Origin of the sequence: Pseudomonas sp. PA27(2017) (assembly GCF_001945445.1) — a bacterium.
Taxonomy (GTDB): Bacteria; Pseudomonadota; Gammaproteobacteria; order Pseudomonadales; family Pseudomonadaceae; genus Aquipseudomonas.
Genome location: NZ_MSXW01000061.1, coordinates 618,523 through 635,845, shown reverse-complemented (window position 1 = coordinate 635,845; position 17,323 = coordinate 618,523). Strand labels below are relative to the sequence as shown.

The following is a 17,323-nucleotide window of genomic DNA, read 5'->3' as shown; positions in this document are numbered from 1 at the left end:
CGCAGCAGATCGTGATTACTGGAACAGTACGGCAGTCTTCTGCAGGGTAATCCAGACACCCCAGGCCAGCGGGATACCCACGGCCAGCCAGGCAGCGATCACCAGCGGCTTGCTCGACGGATCGGCAGCCCACTCCAGCTCGGTAGCGGACGGCTTGGATTTCTCGCCATGGGCGCGCTCGGCAGCCAGCTCTGCTTCGGTCATGAAGTACTTGGGATCCACAGGGCGGACCAGCAGGTTGCAGATGAAACCCAGCACCAACAGGCCAGCGAGGATGTACAGAGTGATGTCGTAAGCGGCAGCGCGCTCGACGCCGATGCTCAGCTGATACTCACGCAGGTAGTTGACCAGCACCGGGCCCAGCACGCCAGCGAAGGCCCAGGCGGTCAGCAGGCGACCGTGGATCGCACCGACCATCTGGGTACCGAACAGGTCGGCCAGGTAAGCCGGAACGGTCGCGAAGCCACCACCGTACATGGACAGGATCAGGCAGAAGGCGAACACGAACAGGGCGATGCTACCCAGGTGGCCGGTCCACGGCACCAGCGCGTACAGGGTGAAGCCCAGCGCGAAGAACACGAAGTAGGTCGCCTTGCGGCCGATCAGGTCGGAGAACGAAGCCCAGAAGAAACGGCCACCGATGTTGAACAGGCTCAGCAGGCCGGTGAAGCCGGCCGCGATGGCGGCGATCTGGCCCAGCTGTGCAGCGCTCAGCTCACTGAATGGCACGTTCAGGCCGATCAGCTTGCCGCCGAAGACTTCCTGCAGCATGGGCGAGGCCATGCCGATGATGCCGATACCGGCCGATACGTTCAGGCACAGTACGGCCCAGACCAGCCAGAATTGCGGGGTTTTCCACGCGGTGTTCACGTGGACGTGACCCTTGGTGATCATCGCGTTGTTGGCCTTGGCAGCCGGAGCGACCCAGCCAGCAGGCTTCCAGCCGGTTGGCGGAACGCGGTAGGCCAGTGCGCCACCGACCATGAAGATGAAGTAGATCACCGCCATGACCACGAAGCTCTGCCATACGCCGACGCCGGTTTCATTGGCGAAGTGACCCATCAGCGCTGCGGCCAGGGGAGCACCGACCATCGCGCCGCCACCGAAGCCCATGATGGCCATACCGGTGGCCATGCCGCGCTTGTCCGGGAACCACTTGATCAGCGTCGATACCGGGGAGATGTAGCCCAGGCCCAGACCGATACCACCGATCACGCCGGAACCGACCCACATCAGCCAGATCTGGTGGGTGTAGATACCCAGCGCGGAGATCAGCAGACCGCCACACCAGCACACGGCCGATACCAGGCCAGCCTTACGCGGGCCAGCATGTTCCAGCCAGCCACCCCATACGGCAGCCGCGCAACCCAGGAACACGAAGAACAGGGTGTAGATCCAGCCCAGCATGGAGATCTGCCAGTCGCAGTTACTGGCGAAGATCTGTTCGAAGAAACCAATGTCCGGCGCACACGCGACTGGCGCGGTGATACCAATGGCCTTGGACAGCGGCAGCCAGAATACGGAGAACCCGTAGGCCATGCCGATGCACAGGTGGATGGCGAGGGCAGCTGGCGGAACCAGCCAGCGGTTGAAACCGGGCTTAGCGATGATGCGCTCCTTGGACAGGAAAGCAGGCGTCGCTGAAGCACCGTTTTGCACGGTGGCGTCAGTCATGTTTTCTTCTCTGATTAGGTTGGCAAACAGGTAATTACTGGCGAAACCTCGGTGGAGGCGTCGCCAAACAACGAGTAAGTACGGGGAGAATCCATTCGCTCTAGCTGACCGCTAGCTCCCCGCGGCATTGTGTCACATCGCCACAGTGCCTGTGCAACCTTCCAGGCCGCTCTTTTATGGATATGTCGCCCATTTCTCACCTTTGGCTGCCGCTTTTGGCGACGACCGGTCATCGGCAACCGCGCCGATGCACACTGAACACCCTGCCGCGAGCACGCACCCTAGCGACTGGCCATGACGATTGCGTTGCGCTGGGCTGAACAGCCAGGACACAGAAACACCATGGGCAGCCTCGACACCCTGATCATCGGTGCCGCCGCAACGGGGCCTACCGCCAAGGCGCGCAAGAATTTGTGCTGCAAACCGCCGCCGATCATGGTCTACCAGGACTGGTGAATCCGTTCGGCGTCGAATCACCAGGGCTGGCAGCCAGCCCGGCCATCGTCGAACGCGTTGCCCGAAGCCTTTAACCGTGGGTGCGCCGTGGGCGTTATACTCGCGGATTCCAACTTCTCGTCACTGCATAGGACTCGTCCATGAAAGCGCTCGGCAAAATCCTGGGTCTGTTCTTCCTCGGACTACTGCTGATCATCGTGGCGTTGGGCTTTGCCCTGACTCACCTGTTCGACCCCAACGATTACAAGGATGAAATCCGCCAACTAGCGCGGGACAAGGCCAATCTCGAGCTGACGCTCAACGGCGATATCGGCTGGAGCCTTTTCCCCTGGCTGGGCCTGGAGCTGACCGACGCCACCCTGGCCAGCGCCAGCACGCCGGACAAACCGTTCGCCAACCTGCGCCTGCTCGGCCTGTCGGTGCGCGTGTTGCCGCTGCTGCGCAAGGAAGTGCAGATGAGCGACATCCGCGTCGACGGCCTGAACCTCGACCTGCAGCGCGACGAAAACGGCCACGGCAACTGGGAAGACGTCGGCCGCCCGGCCGCCAAACCAGGCGAAACGCCGGCCGAGCAGACTGCCGGCAATGATGCACCGCAGTCGCCAGGCGAGCCCGCCCAGGAAAGCCCAGGCCAGCCGATCAAACTGGATATCGACAGCCTGATCGTCAATGGCGCCCGGGTGGACTACCGCGACGCTCAGAAGGGCCAGCAATTCAGCGCCGAGAGCATCCAGCTCACCACCGGCGCGATCCGCGAAGGCGCCGGCGTGCCGATCAAGCTCAGCGCCTTCTTCGGCAGCAACAAGCCGGTGATGCGCGCGCGCACCGAGCTGCAGGGCGAGCTGCGCTTCGACCGCGTCCTGAAGCGCTACCAGCTCGAGGATGCACGCCTCTCAGGCGAGGCGTCCGGCGAGCCGTTCAATGGCCAGACGCTCACCTATGCGGCTCAGGGCCAGCTGCTGGTCGACCTGGCGGCGCAGGTCGCCGAATGGAACGGCCTGAAATTGTCGGCCAACCAACTGCGCGCCCTCGGCGAAGTGAAAGTGCGTGACCTGCAGAGCGAGCCAAAGCTGTCCGGTGGCCTGTCCGTGGCGCCGGTCAACCTGCGTGAATTCCTCGCCAGCCTTGGCCAGAAGCTGCCGCCGATGAGCGACGAGAGAACCCTGTCGCAATTCGAGCTGGTCACCCAACTGGGGGGTACAGCCAACAGCCTTTCGCTGGACGAGCTGACCCTCAAGCTCGACGACAGCACCTTCACCGGCAAGCTCGCCGTGGCCGACTTCGCCAAGCAGGCACTGCGCGTGCAGCTCAAAGGCGACAAGCTCGACCTCGACCGCTACCTGCCGCCCGCCGGCAAGGACAAGAAAGACGCCGACTCGGCGCGCAAGGCCGAGGTACGTGAAACCGTCGCCAACGCCGGCCAGGCCGGCACCACGCCAGTGCCCAACGCACCGACCCAGCAAGCCTGGAGCTCCAGCGAGGTGCTGCCGATCCCGACCCTGCGCAAACTCGATGTGCAGGCCAACCTCACTCTCGATCAACTGACCCTGCAAAAGCAGGCACTCAGCAACGTCAGCCTAAAGGCCCGCGGCCAGGGCGGCGCGCTGAACCTGGAAGAGTTGCGCGGCAAACTCGGCAACGGAAGCTTCGCCATCAAGGCCGACGCCGACGTGCGCCCCGCCGTGCCGGTACTCAGCCTGCACACTCAACTGAGCGGCATTCCGGTGGAGCCGTTCCTCAAGGACGAACAGCGCCCCTCGCCGCTCAAAGGCCTGCTCGACCTGAACAGCGACCTGACCACCAGCGGCAACAGCCAGAAAGCCTGGGTCGACGCCCTCAACGGCACCGCCAGCTTCATGCTCAAGGACGGCGTGCTGGTCGACGCCAATCTGGAGCAGCAACTGTGCCGCGGCATCTCCACACTCAACCGCAAGCAGTTGAGCGGCGAGCCGCGCAGCAAGGACACGCCCTTCGAGCGCCTGCAAGGCAGCCTGAGCATCCGCAACGGCGTAGCCAGCAACCCCGACCTGCAGGCCCGCATTCCCGGCCTGAGCGTGGCCGGCAATGGTGACGTCGACCTGCGCGTGCTGGGCCTGGACTACCGCGTCGGCATCACCATCGAAGGCGACCAGCGCGAGATGCCGGATCCAGCCTGCGAGGTCAACCGTCGCTACGTCGGCATCGCCTGGCCACTGCACTGCCGCGGCCCGCTGGAGCTGGGCGCCAAGGCCTGCCGCCTGGATCAGGAAGGCATGGGCAAGGTGGCCGCCAAGCTGGCCGGCGATCGCATCAACGAAAAGCTCGAAGAAAAGCTCGGCGACAAGGTCAGCCCGGAACTGAAAGACGCACTCAAGGGCCTGTTCAACCGATGACCCCCGAGCAATTCTCCAGCGCCGTGTTGCGCTGGTACGACGTGCATGGCCGCAAGGATCTGCCCTGGCAGCAGGGCATCACGCCCTACCGCGTGTGGGTCTCGGAGATCATGCTGCAGCAGACTCAGGTCAGCACCGTGCTCGGCTACTTCGACCGCTTCATGACGGCGTTGCCGACCGTACGCGACCTGGCCGAAGCACCGGAAGACGAAGTGCTGCACCTGTGGACCGGCCTGGGGTATTACACCCGCGCCCGCAACCTGCAGAAGACCGCGCAGATCATCATGGCCGAGCACGGCGGCGAATTCCCGCGCAGCGTAGAAGCCCTCACCGAACTGCCCGGCATCGGCCGCTCGACGGCAGGCGCCATCGCCAGCCTGAGCATGGGCCTGCGCGCGCCGATTCTCGACGGCAACGTCAAACGCGTGCTGGCGCGCTTCGTTGCCCAGGAAGGCTATCCGGGCGAGCCCAAGGTAGCCAAGCAGTTGTGGGCCGTGGCCGAGCGCTTTCTGCCCGAGGAACGCGTCAACCATTACACCCAGGCGATGATGGACCTGGGCGCCACGCTCTGCACGCGCAGCAAACCCACCTGCCTACTCTGCCCGGTGCAGAGTGGCTGCCAAGCGCACCTGCTCGGCCTGGAGATCCGCTACCCGGTGGCCAAGCCGCGCAAGGAACTGCCGCAGAAGCGCACCCTGATGCCGATGCTGGTCAGCCGTGACGGCGCCGTGCTGCTTTACAGGCGGCCTTCCACCGGTCTCTGGGGCGGCTTGTGGAGCCTGCCGGAACTCGATGATCTCGACGCCCTGCACGTGCTTGCCGCACAGCACCAGCTACGTCTGGGCGAGCGCCGCCAGCTCGATGAAATCATCCATACCTTCAGCCACTTCCAGCTGGCCATCGACCCCTGGCTGATCGGAGTCGATGGCGTACCCGGCTACGTGGCCGAGGCCGACTGGCTCTGGTATAACCTCGCCACCCCGCCGCGCCTGGGCCTCGCCGCCCCGGTCAAGAAGCTGCTCAAACGCGCGGCCGACGCACTGCATACAGGAGAAATGGCATGACCCGCACCGTGATGTGCCGCAAGCACAAGCAGCAACTCCCCGGCCTCGACCGCGCGCCCTACCCTGGCGCCAAGGGCGAAGACATCTTCCAGAACGTCTCCAAGCAAGCCTGGGACGAATGGCAGAAGCACCAGACCCTACTGATCAACGAGCGTCGCCTGAACATGATGAACGCCGAAGACCGCAAATTCCTGCAGGCCGAGATGGACAAGTTTCTCTCCGGCGAGGATTACGCCCAGGCCGAAGGCTACGTGCCGCCCAGCGAATAAGCGGCCTGAGACGTAAGCGCCCGGAATATTTAAATATTTTCCAAAAAAGGTTTGACACCCCAAGGCTAAAACCGTTTAATACGCGCCGTTGCCCAGGTAGCTCAGTCGGTAGAGCAGGGGATTGAAAATCCCCGTGTCGGCGGTTCGATTCCGTCCCTGGGCACCACCTTCTACTCAGGTGGTGCATGCACCATCCGAGAATTAAAGAACCGGCCTAGCGCCGGTTTTTTAATGCCTGAGATTTACCCCCTCCCTGGCGCTTCAAGGCTGGAGCCGCGCGCATGAGCATTCGTCTGATCGGATTGTTGGTGCTCCTGCTGACGCTGCCAATGCTCGGCAACGCCGCCAACACGCCCTGCTCGGGCAGCAAGGGCGGTATCGCCCGCTGCGATGGCCCGCTGTTTCTCTGTAACGACGGGTCGATCAGCGGCAGCAAGCGCAATTGCAGCGCCGAGCACCGCGGCGCAGGCAGCACGACACTGCGAGCCATCGGCAACGTCGCCAGCGACTGCCCTTGCGGCAGCGGAACGCTCTGCACCGGCCCGCGCGGCGGGCAGTACTGCATGACCAGCAGTGGCACCAAGAGCTACAAACGCAAATAGACGAGCCCACCTCCGCCTGGCGGATACGCTGAACGCACGCCCCTGCCCGGCGATCCACATGATATCGCCCGCACCGACTACAGCGGGCCTCATGCAGCGGGAGCCAGCCATGCACGTCGATATCGCCCTGAACGCCGCCAACGACCCGAAACAGCCGCCGGCAGAGCCGCAAGAGACGCCGATCAACGATCCGGGTAACGAGGACCCGGGCTCCATCGTCGATGACCCGGATAGCCCTTTCAGCCCTCAGCGGCCAATCGAAGAACCGGGAAAGCCTGCGCCAGAGAAGCGCTGAATTGGCGAGTTCGCGGGCATGAACCAGACGTCCCGGCTCGCCCCTCATCAGGTAAGCGCGACCGGCTGTCTCCTTCGCCTCAATCGAGCAAATGGTCGATCTGCGTGCTCAGGGTTTCCAGCGTGAAAGGCTTGCTCAGCAGCGGCGCGGAGTCGAGCAGCGCGCTGCCGGTCTCGCGCACTTCGGCTGGGTGGCCGCTGATGAAGATCACCTTGAGATCCGGGCGCAGCAGCAATGCCGGCTCGGCGATGCGCACGCCGGAAACGCCGCCGGGCAGACGGAAGTCGGTGATCAGCAGATCTAGGTGCGGCTTGGTGGCGAGGATGGCGAAGGCATCGGCGGCGCAGTCGGCCTGTAGCACGTGGTAGCCCTCGCCCTGCAGGTATTCGGCCAGCAGCATGAGCAGCAGCGGATCGTCCTCGACGATCAGTACGGTTCGTTTCACATCGCTCATTGCCCTGCTCCTGCCTGTTTCTGCACCTTCGCTTCGACCCTTGCCATGCCCCGAGTTCAACCTATCTCTACGCGCTTGCCGCGCGGCAGCCAGACGCTGAACAGCGAGCCCTGCCCCAGGCTGCTCTGCACCTCGATACGCCCGCCATGAGCCTTGACGATCTGGTCGGAGATGAACAACCCCAGGCCCAACCCAGCCACCGATTCGCTACCAACCGCGCGCTCGAACTGCTGGAAGATGCGGTGCTGGTTTTCAAGGGAAATACCGATGCCGTGATCACGCACCTCGACGCGCACACCGCCCTCGTCAGCGCGGGCACGCACTTCGATAGGCCGCCCGGCGCCATAACGCAGGGCGTTGCTGAGCAGGTTGCTGATCACCTGCTCGATGCGGAACTGGTCCCAGCTGCCGTGCAGCACTTCGGTGCTGTTGAGCTGCAGGTCGCAGCCGGCCACGGCCATCTGCTGGGCGAAGTTCTCGGCGACGTTGCGCACCGTCTGCGCCAGGTCGAACTCCACCGGGCGGATCGACAGCTTGCCGGTGCGGATGCGCGACACGTCGAGCATGTCCTCGATGAGGCGGATCAGGCTGTGGATCTGTCGTTCGTCGCGGTCGAACATGGCGCCGAGCTTGTCTTCGCTGAACGCGGTGAGGTTGCCCTTGGCCAGGTGCATCTTGCGCAGCTGGGTGTCGAGGATCAGCCCGTTGAGCGGCGTGCGCAGCTCGTGGGAGACGATGGACATGAAGTCGTCGCGCATGCGCACCGCATGCTGCAGCTCGCCCTGGGTCGAACGCAGCTCGGCGAGCAGCGCATCCTGCTCCTGGCGCGAACGCTCGAGTGCTTCGAGCTGCTGGGCCATGACCTTGCGCTGGCGGTACAGATCGACGAACACCGCCACCTTGCTCTGCACCGCCTGGATATCCAGCGGCTTGTAGAGAAAGTCCACGGCGCCGCTCTCGTAGCCCTTGAACGCGTAGTTCATCTCGCGCCCGGCGGCGCTGACGAAGACGATGGGGATGTGCTTGGTCTTTTCCGTGCCACGCATCAGCTCGGCCAGCTCGAAGCCGTTCATGCCGGGCATCTGCACATCGAGAATGGCCAGGGCGAACTCGTGCTCGAGCAACAGCACCAGTGCATCATCGGCGCATTGCGCCTTGAACACCTCGCGATCATCGCGGCGGATCAATGCCTCCAGCGCCAGCAGGTTCTCCGGCAGGTCATCGACGATCAACAGTTTGCATCCGGTGCTACTCAACATGGGCGTGAGTCCAGTTCGGCTAGCAATGCGAGAACGCCTCGCAAAGGAAGAATGTAATCGGGTTGGTGCAGCGCCAGAGCCGCTTCGGGCATGGTCGGAACCTGCGCCTCTTGCGGATCCTGCACCACGGTCACTCCGCCCCGCTGTTTTATTGTGTACAGCCCGGCGGCGCCATCCTGGTTGGCACCGGTCAGCAATATGCCCATCAACTGCTTGCCGTAGGCATCGGCAGCCGACTCGAACAGATAATCGATCGACGGCCGAGAAAAATGCAGAGGCTCTTCGCGGCTATAGGAAAAGCTGCGATCGGCCTCGATGCACAGGTGATAGCCCGGCGCCGCGAAGTACAGCGTGCCCGCCTGCAGCGCTTCCTTGTCCTGCGCTTCCTTGACGCGCAGTTTCAGGCGGCGGGCGAACAGGTCCGCCAACAGGCTCGGGCGCCCTTCCGGCAAATGCAACACCACCACCAGCGGTAAACCATAGTCGGCTGGCAAGCCTTCGAACAGGCTCAGCAGGGCCTCCACGCCACCGGCCGAAGCGCCGACCACCACCGCATCGAGCTTGCGAAGTGGCGCGTTCATAACTTGCGAAACACCCGTTCCTGCCGGTTCACCGCCTCGAAACGCCCGGCGTAGGCCGAGAAATCCAGGCTTTCCTTGCTGCCCAGCCCCAGGAAGGCGCGGTGTCCGAGGGATTCGTGGAACAGCCCGAAGGCGCGATCCTGCAGGGTCTTGTTGAAGTAGATCAGCACATTGCGGCAGGAAATGAACTGGGTCTCCGAGAATACGCTGTCGGTGGCCAGGCTGTGGTCGGCGAAGGTCACGTTGGCGCACAGGAAGCGCTCGAACAGCGCCCCGTCATAGGCTGCCGTGTAGTAATCGGAAAGCGAGCCCTTGCCGCCGGCGCGCTGATAGTTCTCGCTGTACAGGCGCATGTTGTCGATGGGAAAGATGCCGCGCTTGGCCTTGTCCAGCGAGTGCGGATTGATGTCCGTCGCGTAGATGATCGAGCGCTCCAGCAAGCCCTCTTCGTGCAGCAGGATGGCCAGGGAATAGACCTCCTCGCCCGTGCTGCAGCCGGCCACCCAGAGCTTGAGCGACGGGTAGGTGCGCAGGAACGGCACCACCTCCTGGCGCAGCGCCAGGAAGTAGCTGGGGTCGCGGAACATCTCGCTGACCGGAATGGTGAGGAACTGCAGCAGCTTCATGAACGCCGTGGAGTCGTGGATGATCCGCGCCTGCAGCTCGGAGATGCTCGCACAGTCGAACTGGCCCATGGCGTGCACGATCCGGCGCTTCAGAGAAGAACCGGAGTAGTCGCGAAAATCGTAGCTGTACTGCAGGTAGATCGCCTCGATCAGCAGACGCAGCTCGATATCCTGCGTACGGTCGGACATGTCAGATGCGCTCCAGCTTCGGCAGCCACACGCGGATCAGCGAGAACAGCCGATCCAGGTCGATGGGCTTGGCCAGGTAATCGTTGGCGCCGGCCTTCATGCACAGGTCCTGGTCGTCCTTCATGGCCTTGGCGGTCACCGCGATGATCGGCAGCTTGCGCCAGCGCGGGTTCTCGCGGATGCGCCGGGTGGCTTCGTAGCCGTCCATCTCGGGCATCATCACGTCCATCAGCACCAAGTCGATGTCGCCCACCGCCTCGAGCTTCTCGATGGCTTCACGGCCGTTGCGCGCGACCTCGACCTGAGCGCCCTTGTGCTCAAGGGCGCTGGTGAGGGCGAAGATGTTGCGCACGTCGTCATCGACCAGCAGCAGGCGCCTTCCTTCGAACACGCGGTCGCGGCTGCGCGCGGTCTTGAGCATGCTCTGCCGCTCGCTGGACAGCTCCGACTCGACCATGTGCAGGAACAGCGTCACCTCATCGAGCAAACGCTCCGGCGAGCGCGCGCCCTTGATGATGATCGAGCGCGAGTACTTGAGCAGCTCGGCTTCCTCGGCGCGGGTCAGGTTGCGGCCGGTGTAGACGATCACCGGCGGGAAGGAACGGATCTCCTCGCTGCCCATGCGCGCCAGCAGTTCGTCGCCCTGCATGTCCGGCAGTTTCAGGTCGATGATCATGCAGTCGAAGATGTGGTGGCGCAGCTGCTCCAGCGCCTGTTCGCCGAACTCGACGGCGACGATCTCGATGTCGTCGTCGCCGATCAGCCGGGCGATGCTGTCGCGCTGCAGCTTGTCGTCCTCGACCACCAGCACGCGGCGCATCTTCTGGGTCAGGCGCGCTTCGAGCTTGCTGAACACGCCCTTGAGCTGATCACGGGTCGCCGGCTTATGGGCATAACCCACGGCGCCCATGTGCAGGGCGGCCTCGGCCATGTCCTCGACGGAAATCACGTGCACCGGAATGTGCCGGGTGCCGGGGTTCTCCTTGAGGCGCTGCAGCACCGACAGCCCGGAAACGTCGGGAAGGCGCATGTCCAGCAGGATCGCATCGGGGTGATGGGTGGTCGCCAGGTCCAGGCCGTCCTGAGCGCTATGGGCCACTAGGCAGCGGTAGTCCAGCTCGTGGGCGAGGTCATAGAGAATGTGGGCGAACTGCGGCTCGTCCTCGATCACCAGCACGCTGCGGCCACCGAGCACCGACATGCCGCGGTCGTCCGGGAAGGTCGGCACCACGGGCGCGGCTTCTTGCGGCACCGGTGCCTTGACGATGGCCGGCGCCACGCTGCGCACCACACCGGCGGTTTCGACGACGGACAGCAGGCTCTCTTCCTCGCTCGGCGAGTAGGTCAGCGGCAGCACCAGGGTGAACACGCTGCCCTCGCCCGGCGTGCTGGTGACGCTGATCGAGCCGCCGAGCAGCGCCGCCAGGTCGCGGGAAATCGACAGGCCCAGGCCGGTGCCGCCGAAGCGCCGGTTGGTGGTGCCGTCGGCCTGGCGGAACGCCTCGAAGATATAGTCCTGCTGTTCCTTGGCGATGCCGATGCCGCTGTCGCGCACGGCGAACGCCACGCCGTCGTCGACCCGGCTGACGCTCAGGCTGACCTGGCCCTGCTCGGTGAACTTGATGGCGTTGGACAGCAGGTTCTTGAGGATCTGCTCGACGCGCAGGCGGTCGGTGTACAGCGAACGCGGCACGTCGTCGGCGACCTCGACGCTGAAGCCCAGCTGCTTCTCGCCGGCCAACGGCTGGAAGGTGCTCTCCAGGCTCTGGGCAAGGCGCACCACGTTGGCGTTCTCCGGGCGCAGGTCGAGCTTGCCGGCCTCGACCTTGGAAATGTCGAGGATGTCGTTGATCAGGTTGAGCAGGTCATTGCCGGCCGAATAGATGGAGTCGGCGAACTTCACCTGTTCGGCGTCCAGGTTGCCCTTGGGGTTGTCGGCCAGCAGCTTGGCGAGGATCAGCGAACTGTTGAGCGGCGTGCGCAGCTCGTGAGACATGTTGGCGAGGAATTCCGACTTGTAGCGGCTGGCACGCTGCAGCTCCTCGGCGCGTTCCTCGAGCTGCTGCTGGGCATCGCGCAGGGCGTTGTTGCGGTCGTCCAGGGCATCGCGCTGCATCGACAGCTGCTCGTTGCTCTGCTCCAGCTCGGCCTGCTGGGTTTCCAGATGCGCCTGGGATTCCTTGAGCGCCCGCGACTGCTCCTCGAGCTCCTCGTTGGCGGTCTTCAGTTCCTCCTGCTGAACCTGCAGCTCTTCGTTGAGCTGCTGGGTCTCGGCAAGAATTTCCTGCAGGCGATGACGGTAGCGAGCCGCCTCGACCGAGGCACCGATGTTCGAGGCGACCTGCTGGAGAAACTCGCCGTCACGCTCGCTCAACGGGCGCAGGAAGCCCAGCTCGATCACGCCATTGACGTCGCCGTCGTTGCTGATCGGCAGTAGGGCCACCGTCAGCGGGTCGCCATGGCCCAGGCCGGAGCTGACCTTGAGGTAATCGACCGGCAGCTCGTCGAGGATCAGCAGGCGGCGATCATGGGCTACCTGGCCGACCAGGCCTTCGGAGCTGTAGAACGACTGCTCGGTGTTTTCCAGCTCACGGGAGAAGCCGTAGGTGGCGACACGGCGGAGGTTGCCGTGCTCCTCGCGCACGTACAGCGCGCCGACCGCCGCACCGAGATGGCTGGCAAGAAACTCCAGGCTGTTGCGCCCCAGCACCGGCAGGGCCTGCTGGCCTATCAGCCGCTCGGCCATCTGGGTCTGGCCGTTGCGCAGCCAGGCCTGGGCCTGCAAGCGCTCGTTGTGCTCGTCCTGCTTCCTGAGGATGGCGCCGTAGGTATCCGTCAGGCGCATCAGTTCACGCCGCCCGAAAATCGCCAGGCCGGCACTGAACACCAGAGTGAACAGCAGGAACAGACCGATGGTGAGCGTGGCGGTGTTGCTGGCCGCGTCGTTGCGCTCCTTGCGCAGGCGCTGCTCCTGGGCGATGAAGTCCGCGAACTCGGCGCGGATGGCATCGGTCAGTTGCTTGCCGCGGCCGTCGCGCACCGGGTCCAGGAAATTGCCACCGTCGCGCTTGGCGGCAATGGCGCTCTGCGCGAAGGCGGTCCACTCGTCCTGCAGCGCTGCGATGGTGCGCAGGCGATCGACCTGCGTGGGGTTGTCGCCCACCAGTTCGCCGAGAATCTCCATCTCGGCGCGAATGCGCGGCTTGGCGACTTCATAGGGCTGCAGGAAACGCACATCGCCGGACAGCAGGTAACCACGGAAACCGGTTTCCTGGTCGATCGACAGCTTCAGCCCTTCGCTGGCGTTGTTCAGCACCCGGTCGGTGTGCTGCACCCAACCGAGCACGTTGAGCAGGTATGCGATCAGCGTCACGAAGAAGATCGCGCTGATGACCCCCACGCCAAGCGGTAAGGCGACGTTGCGCCTGAGAATACGCTTGAAGCTGTTCTCGTCGATCGAACTGTTGGTCATCGCAGATCCCTGGCTGTGTTGCAGCAGATGGTTATAGGTATGGTTATCGTGGCGGACGGCGGATGGTAATGCGCCGCCCGGGGTTAATCCAACGATCAGCACTCAGTCGTCCGCGCGCTTGGATCGCGACAGGCTGCACAGGGTTCGAGTTATTTTTTCGGCTTGCAGGCAAATTCCCACAGCAACCCTGCAATGGGCATTTTTCAGCCGGGCGGCACGCTCGCGATGCAGCCCGCGCACCAGATTCGTGCCATGCTAGACGGCCTGCCGTTAACGCGGCCCTGAAATGCTTCGCGCCGGCTGGCCAACCGCCTGCCGAGACGATCAGCCATTTCACCATCCTTTATCGAGGTAACGCCGTTGTCAGAACTAGCTCCAGGCGCATCGACCGCCGGCCAGCGCATCCTTCTCGTGGAAGACTCCGACGTGGTGCGCATGCTTACCGTGGAAGTGCTCGAAGAGCTCGACTACCGCGTGATCGAAGCGGGGGAAGCGCAGCAGGCGCTGCAGGTCCTGCGCAGCGACGAGCACATCGACCTGCTGATGACCGACATCGGCCTGCCCGGCATGAGCGGCCAGGAACTGGCCGTTGCCGCACGCCAGCTGCGCCCCGACCTCAAGGTGCTGTACGCCAGCGGCTACGCCGAGAGCGTCGAGATCGACAAGAGCGAGCCAGCCAGCCGCACCTCGATCATCGGCAAGCCGTTTTCACTCGATGCACTGCGTGACAAGGTGCAGAGCATGCTCGGCAACTGACACGAGCGGCCCCGGATCGGCCAAATGGCCGACTGGCACTGGAATTGCGAAGCGGATATGAGTAGGGTGCGCGTCTTTTTCACCCTGCAGCCTGGTTGCCCGCGTTTTTGCGGCGTGGCGACAAGAGACTGCGATGATGCGACACCCCTGCGACCGTGACGGCAACGGGCCAGCAGCGACCTTGGCGCCCCCTGGTGCCTATGCTAGGTTTGCTGCCCACAGCCCCGCCGAACCCGGATTCATCCGCATAAGAATTAAGAGGACTGCTCGATGGCCGAGGCCACGCCCGCGCTGGAAATCCGCAATCTGCACAAACGCTATGGCGACCTCGAAGTGCTCAAGGGCATTTCCCTCACGGCACGCGACGGTGACGTGATCTCCATTCTCGGCTCGTCCGGCTCGGGCAAGTCGACCTTCCTGCGCTGCGTCAACCTGCTGGAAAATCCCCATCAGGGCCAGATCATCGTGGCCGGTGAAGAACTCAAGCTCAAGGCGCAGAAGAACGGCGAACTGATAGCGGCCGACAACCGCCAGATCAACCGCCTGCGCAGCGAAATCGGCTTCGTGTTTCAGAACTTCAACCTCTGGCCGCACATGACCGTGCTGGACAACATCACCGAAGCCCCGCGCCGCGTGCTCGGCAAGAGCAAGGCCGAAGCCCGCGAGATCGCCGAGGCGCTGCTGGCCAAGGTCGGTATCGCCGACAAGCGTCACGCCTATCCGAACCAGCTCTCCGGTGGCCAGCAGCAACGCGCCGCCATCGCCCGCACCCTGGCGATGCAACCCAAGGTGATCCTGTTCGACGAACCGACTTCGGCGCTCGACCCGGAAATGGTACAAGAAGTGCTTACTGTGATCCGCGCGCTCGCTGACGAAGGCCGCACCATGCTGCTGGTGACCCACGAAATGAGCTTCGCTCGCCAGGTCTCCAGCCAGGTGGTGTTCCTGCATCAGGGTGTGGTGGAGGAACAGGGGACGCCCGACCAGGTGTTCGACAACCCGACGTCGGCGCGCTGCAAACAATTCATGTCCAGCAATCGTTAAACACGGAGCAATCACGCATGCATAGCTATAAGAAGATTCTGCTGGCAGCTGCCGCCACCCTGGCTTTCGGCACCAGTGCCGTCGCTGCTGACAAACTGAAGATCGGCACCGAAGGCGCCTACCCACCCTTCAACCTCATCGACGCCAGCGGCCAGGTCGGCGGCTTCGACGTGGAAATCGGCCAGGCCCTGTGCGCCAAGATGAAGGCAGAGTGCGAAGTGGTCACCTCCGACTGGGACGGCATCATCCCGGCCCTGAACGCCAAGAAGTTCGACTTCCTGATCGCCTCCATGTCGATCACCGACGAGCGCAAGCAGGCCGTGGACTTCACCAACCCGTACTACACCAACAAGCTGCAGTTCATTGCCCCGAAAAGCAGTGACTTCAAGACCGACAAGGACAGCCTCAAGGGCAAGGTCATCGGTGCCCAGCGCGCGACCATCGCCGGTACCTGGCTGGAAGACAACATGGGCGGCGTGGTTGACGTGAAACTCTACGACACCCAGGAAAACGCCTACCTCGACCTGGCCTCCGGCCGCGTCGACGGCGTGCTGGCCGATACCTTCGTGAACTGGGAGTGGCTCAAGAGCGACGCCGGCAAGGACTTCGAATTCAAGGGCGACCCGGTATTCGACAACGACAAGATCGGCATCGCCGTGCGCAAGGGCGACGCCCTGCGTGAGCGCCTGAACAAGGCCCTCGAGGAAATCGTTGCCGACGGCACCTACAAGAAGATCAACGACAAGTACTTCCCCTTCAGCATCTACTAAGCAGCCTGCCCGCGTCGCCCTGGCGGCGCGGGCGCTCGAGTTTCCATGAATTTCGATCTTTCCGGATTCGGCCCGGCCCTGGCCGCCGGCACCCTGATGACCGTGCAGCTGGCGCTCAGCGCTCTGTGCGTCGGCCTGGTGCTCGGCCTGCTCGGCGCCTTCGCCAAGACTTCGCCCTACAAGCCGCTGCAGTGGCTTGGCGGTACCTATTCCACCCTGGTTCGCGGCGTGCCCGAACTGCTCTGGGTACTGCTGATCTATTTCGGCACCGTGGGCCTGATGCGCGGCCTCGCCGAGCTGCTCGGCGTCGAGAGCCTCGAGCTCTCGCCCTTCGCCGCCGGCGTCATCGCCCTGGGCCTGTGCTTCGGCGCCTACGCCACCGAAGTGTTTCGCGGCGCGATCCTGGCCATCCCCAAGGGCCACCGTGAAGCCGGCCAGGCCCTGGGCCTGTCCAAGGGCCGCATCCTGTGGCGCCTGGTGATGCCGCAGATGTGGCGCATCGCCCTGCCCGGCCTGGGCAACCTGTTCATGATCCTGATGAAGGACACCGCGCTGGTATCGGTGATCGGCCTCAATGAGCTGATGCGCCGTTCGCAGATCGCCGTGACCGCCAGCAAGGAGCCCTTCACGTTCTACATGGTCGCCGCGTTCATCTACCTGGGCCTGACCATCATTGCCATGATTGGCCTGCACTTCCTCGAGAAGCGCGCCAACCGAGGCTTCAAGCGGAGTGCGGCATGAACTGGGACGTCATCATCACCTGGCTGCCGCGCCTGGCCCAAGGCGCCCTGCTGACCATCGAGCTGGTCGCCGTGGCGGTCGTCACCGGCCTGATTCTGGCCATCCCCACCGGCATCGCCCGCGCCTCGCGGCACTGGTACGTGCGCGCCGTGCCCTACGGCTACATCTTCTTCTTCCGCGGCACACCGCTCCTGGTGCAGCTGTTCCTGGTCTACTACGGCCTGGCGCAGTTCGACGCCGTGCGCCAGGGCCCGCTATGGCCGTACCTGCGCGACCCGTACTGGTGCGCGGTGATCACCATGACCCTGCACACCACCGCCTATATCGCCGAGATCCTGCGGGGCGCCATCCAGGCCGTACCGCCGGGTGAAATCGAAGCGGCGCGGGCGTTGGGCATGTCGCGGCCCCAGGCGATGCTGCACATCGTGCTGCCCCGGGCGGCGCGCATCGGCCTGCCGGCCTACAGCAACGAAGTGATCCTGATGCTCAAGGCCAGCGCCCTGGCCAGCACCGTGACCCTGCTGGAGCTGACCGGCATGGCGCGCACCATGAACGCGCGCACCTACCTGCCGGTCGAGGGTTTCTTCGCCGCCGGGGTGTTCTACCTGCTGATCACCTTCGTGCTGATCAACGCCTTCAAGCTCCTGGAGCGCTGGCTGCGCGTCGACGCCTGCCAGGGCCGCTAGGATGACGACGGGG

Annotated in this window: 16 protein-coding genes, 1 tRNA gene and 1 pseudogene; 12 read left to right on the top strand and 6 right to left on the bottom strand. The window is 64.1% G+C overall.

Translation table 11 applies throughout. The features are described 5' to 3' along the window. Positions 1-15: 15 nt before the first annotated feature. Entirely contained in the window at positions 16-1,674 is a 1,659-nt protein-coding gene (locus BVH06_RS24480) for an OFA family MFS transporter (protein ID WP_075928772.1), read from the bottom strand. Positions 1,675-2,084: 410 nt separating this feature from the next. On the opposite strand from BVH06_RS24480, the pseudogene BVH06_RS26120 reads away from it, so the two are divergent. The 7 genes and pseudogenes from BVH06_RS26120 to BVH06_RS24450 all read left to right on the top strand — a co-directional run. After that, positions 2,085-2,204, top strand: a pseudogene (locus tag BVH06_RS26120) (NAD(P)/FAD-dependent oxidoreductase); the annotation flags it as partial. Positions 2,205-2,270: 66 nt separating this feature from the next. Continuing rightward, entirely contained in the window at positions 2,271-4,502 is a 2,232-nt protein-coding gene (locus BVH06_RS24475) for an AsmA family protein (protein ID WP_075935769.1), read from the top strand. Further along, positions 4,499-5,566, top strand: a complete 1,068-nt coding sequence (mutY, locus tag BVH06_RS24470) for an A/G-specific adenine glycosylase (protein WP_075935768.1) — start codon at positions 4,499-4,501, stop codon at positions 5,564-5,566. The genes BVH06_RS24475 and mutY overlap by 4 nt, the downstream gene beginning before the upstream one ends. Continuing rightward, positions 5,563-5,835, top strand: coding sequence for an oxidative damage protection protein (locus tag BVH06_RS24465; protein ID WP_074881610.1), 273 nt, complete (start codon positions 5,563-5,565; stop codon positions 5,833-5,835). The genes mutY and BVH06_RS24465 overlap by 4 nt, the downstream gene beginning before the upstream one ends. Before the next feature lie 90 nt (positions 5,836-5,925). Beyond that, positions 5,926-6,001, top strand: a tRNA-Phe gene (locus tag BVH06_RS24460). A gap of 115 nt (positions 6,002-6,116) precedes the next feature. After that, the gene (locus tag BVH06_RS24455; RefSeq protein WP_075928728.1) at positions 6,117-6,437 is read left to right on the top strand and encodes a hypothetical protein; all 321 of its coding nucleotides are present in this window, start codon (positions 6,117-6,119) and stop codon (positions 6,435-6,437) included. 109 nt (positions 6,438-6,546) lie between these two features. Beyond that, a complete protein-coding gene (locus BVH06_RS24450; protein WP_075935767.1) occupies positions 6,547-6,732 on the top strand; it encodes a hypothetical protein in 186 nt (61 codons plus the stop codon). Positions 6,733-6,811: 79 nt separating this feature from the next. On the opposite strand, the gene BVH06_RS24445 is transcribed toward BVH06_RS24450, so the two are convergent. The 5 genes from BVH06_RS24445 to BVH06_RS24425 are packed head-to-tail and all read right to left on the bottom strand — an operon-like array spanning position 6,812 to position 13,313. Next, positions 6,812-7,186 (bottom strand): response regulator, encoded by a 375-nt coding sequence (locus BVH06_RS24445; RefSeq protein WP_075928726.1) that lies wholly within the window; start codon positions 7,184-7,186, stop codon positions 6,812-6,814. 56 nt (positions 7,187-7,242) lie between these two features. Continuing rightward, entirely contained in the window at positions 7,243-8,445 is a 1,203-nt protein-coding gene (locus BVH06_RS24440; RefSeq protein ID WP_075928725.1) for a hybrid sensor histidine kinase/response regulator, read from the bottom strand. Further along, complete coding sequence (locus BVH06_RS24435) at positions 8,439-9,026, bottom strand: chemotaxis protein CheB (protein WP_075928724.1); 588 nt, start codon at positions 9,024-9,026, stop codon at positions 8,439-8,441. Before BVH06_RS24435 ends, BVH06_RS24440 begins: the two co-directional genes overlap by 7 nt. After that, positions 9,023-9,841 carry a protein-glutamate O-methyltransferase CheR gene (locus tag BVH06_RS24430; RefSeq protein WP_075928723.1) on the bottom strand — a complete coding sequence of 273 codons (819 nt, stop codon included), beginning with the start codon at positions 9,839-9,841 and terminating at the stop codon, positions 9,023-9,025. The genes BVH06_RS24435 and BVH06_RS24430 overlap by 4 nt, the downstream gene beginning before the upstream one ends. A 1-nt stretch (position 9,842) precedes the next feature. Then, positions 9,843-13,313 carry a response regulator gene (locus BVH06_RS24425; RefSeq protein WP_075935766.1) on the bottom strand — a complete coding sequence of 1,157 codons (3,471 nt, stop codon included), beginning with the start codon at positions 13,311-13,313 and terminating at the stop codon, positions 9,843-9,845. A 360-nt stretch (positions 13,314-13,673) separates the two neighbouring features. Between BVH06_RS24425 and BVH06_RS24420 the strand changes: the two genes are divergently transcribed. The 5 genes from BVH06_RS24420 to BVH06_RS24400 all read left to right on the top strand — a co-directional run bounded on the left by BVH06_RS24420 (position 13,674) and on the right by BVH06_RS24400 (position 17,310). Next, positions 13,674-14,069 carry a response regulator gene (locus tag BVH06_RS24420; protein WP_075928721.1) on the top strand — a complete coding sequence of 132 codons (396 nt, stop codon included), beginning with the start codon at positions 13,674-13,676 and terminating at the stop codon, positions 14,067-14,069. 270 nt (positions 14,070-14,339) lie between these two features. Further along, positions 14,340-15,113, top strand: coding sequence for an ABC transporter ATP-binding protein (locus BVH06_RS24415; RefSeq protein WP_075928720.1), 774 nt, complete (start codon positions 14,340-14,342; stop codon positions 15,111-15,113). Positions 15,114-15,130: 17 nt separating this feature from the next. After that, a complete protein-coding gene (locus BVH06_RS24410; RefSeq protein WP_075935765.1) occupies positions 15,131-15,883 on the top strand; it encodes an ABC transporter substrate-binding protein in 753 nt (250 codons plus the stop codon). A 45-nt stretch (positions 15,884-15,928) separates the two neighbouring features. After that, complete coding sequence (locus BVH06_RS24405) at positions 15,929-16,624, top strand: ABC transporter permease (protein ID WP_075928718.1); 696 nt, start codon at positions 15,929-15,931, stop codon at positions 16,622-16,624. Continuing rightward, positions 16,621-17,310, top strand: a complete 690-nt coding sequence (locus tag BVH06_RS24400; protein WP_075928717.1) for an ABC transporter permease — start codon at positions 16,621-16,623, stop codon at positions 17,308-17,310. Before BVH06_RS24405 ends, BVH06_RS24400 begins: the two co-directional genes overlap by 4 nt. The last annotated feature ends 13 nt before the right edge of the window (positions 17,311-17,323 follow it).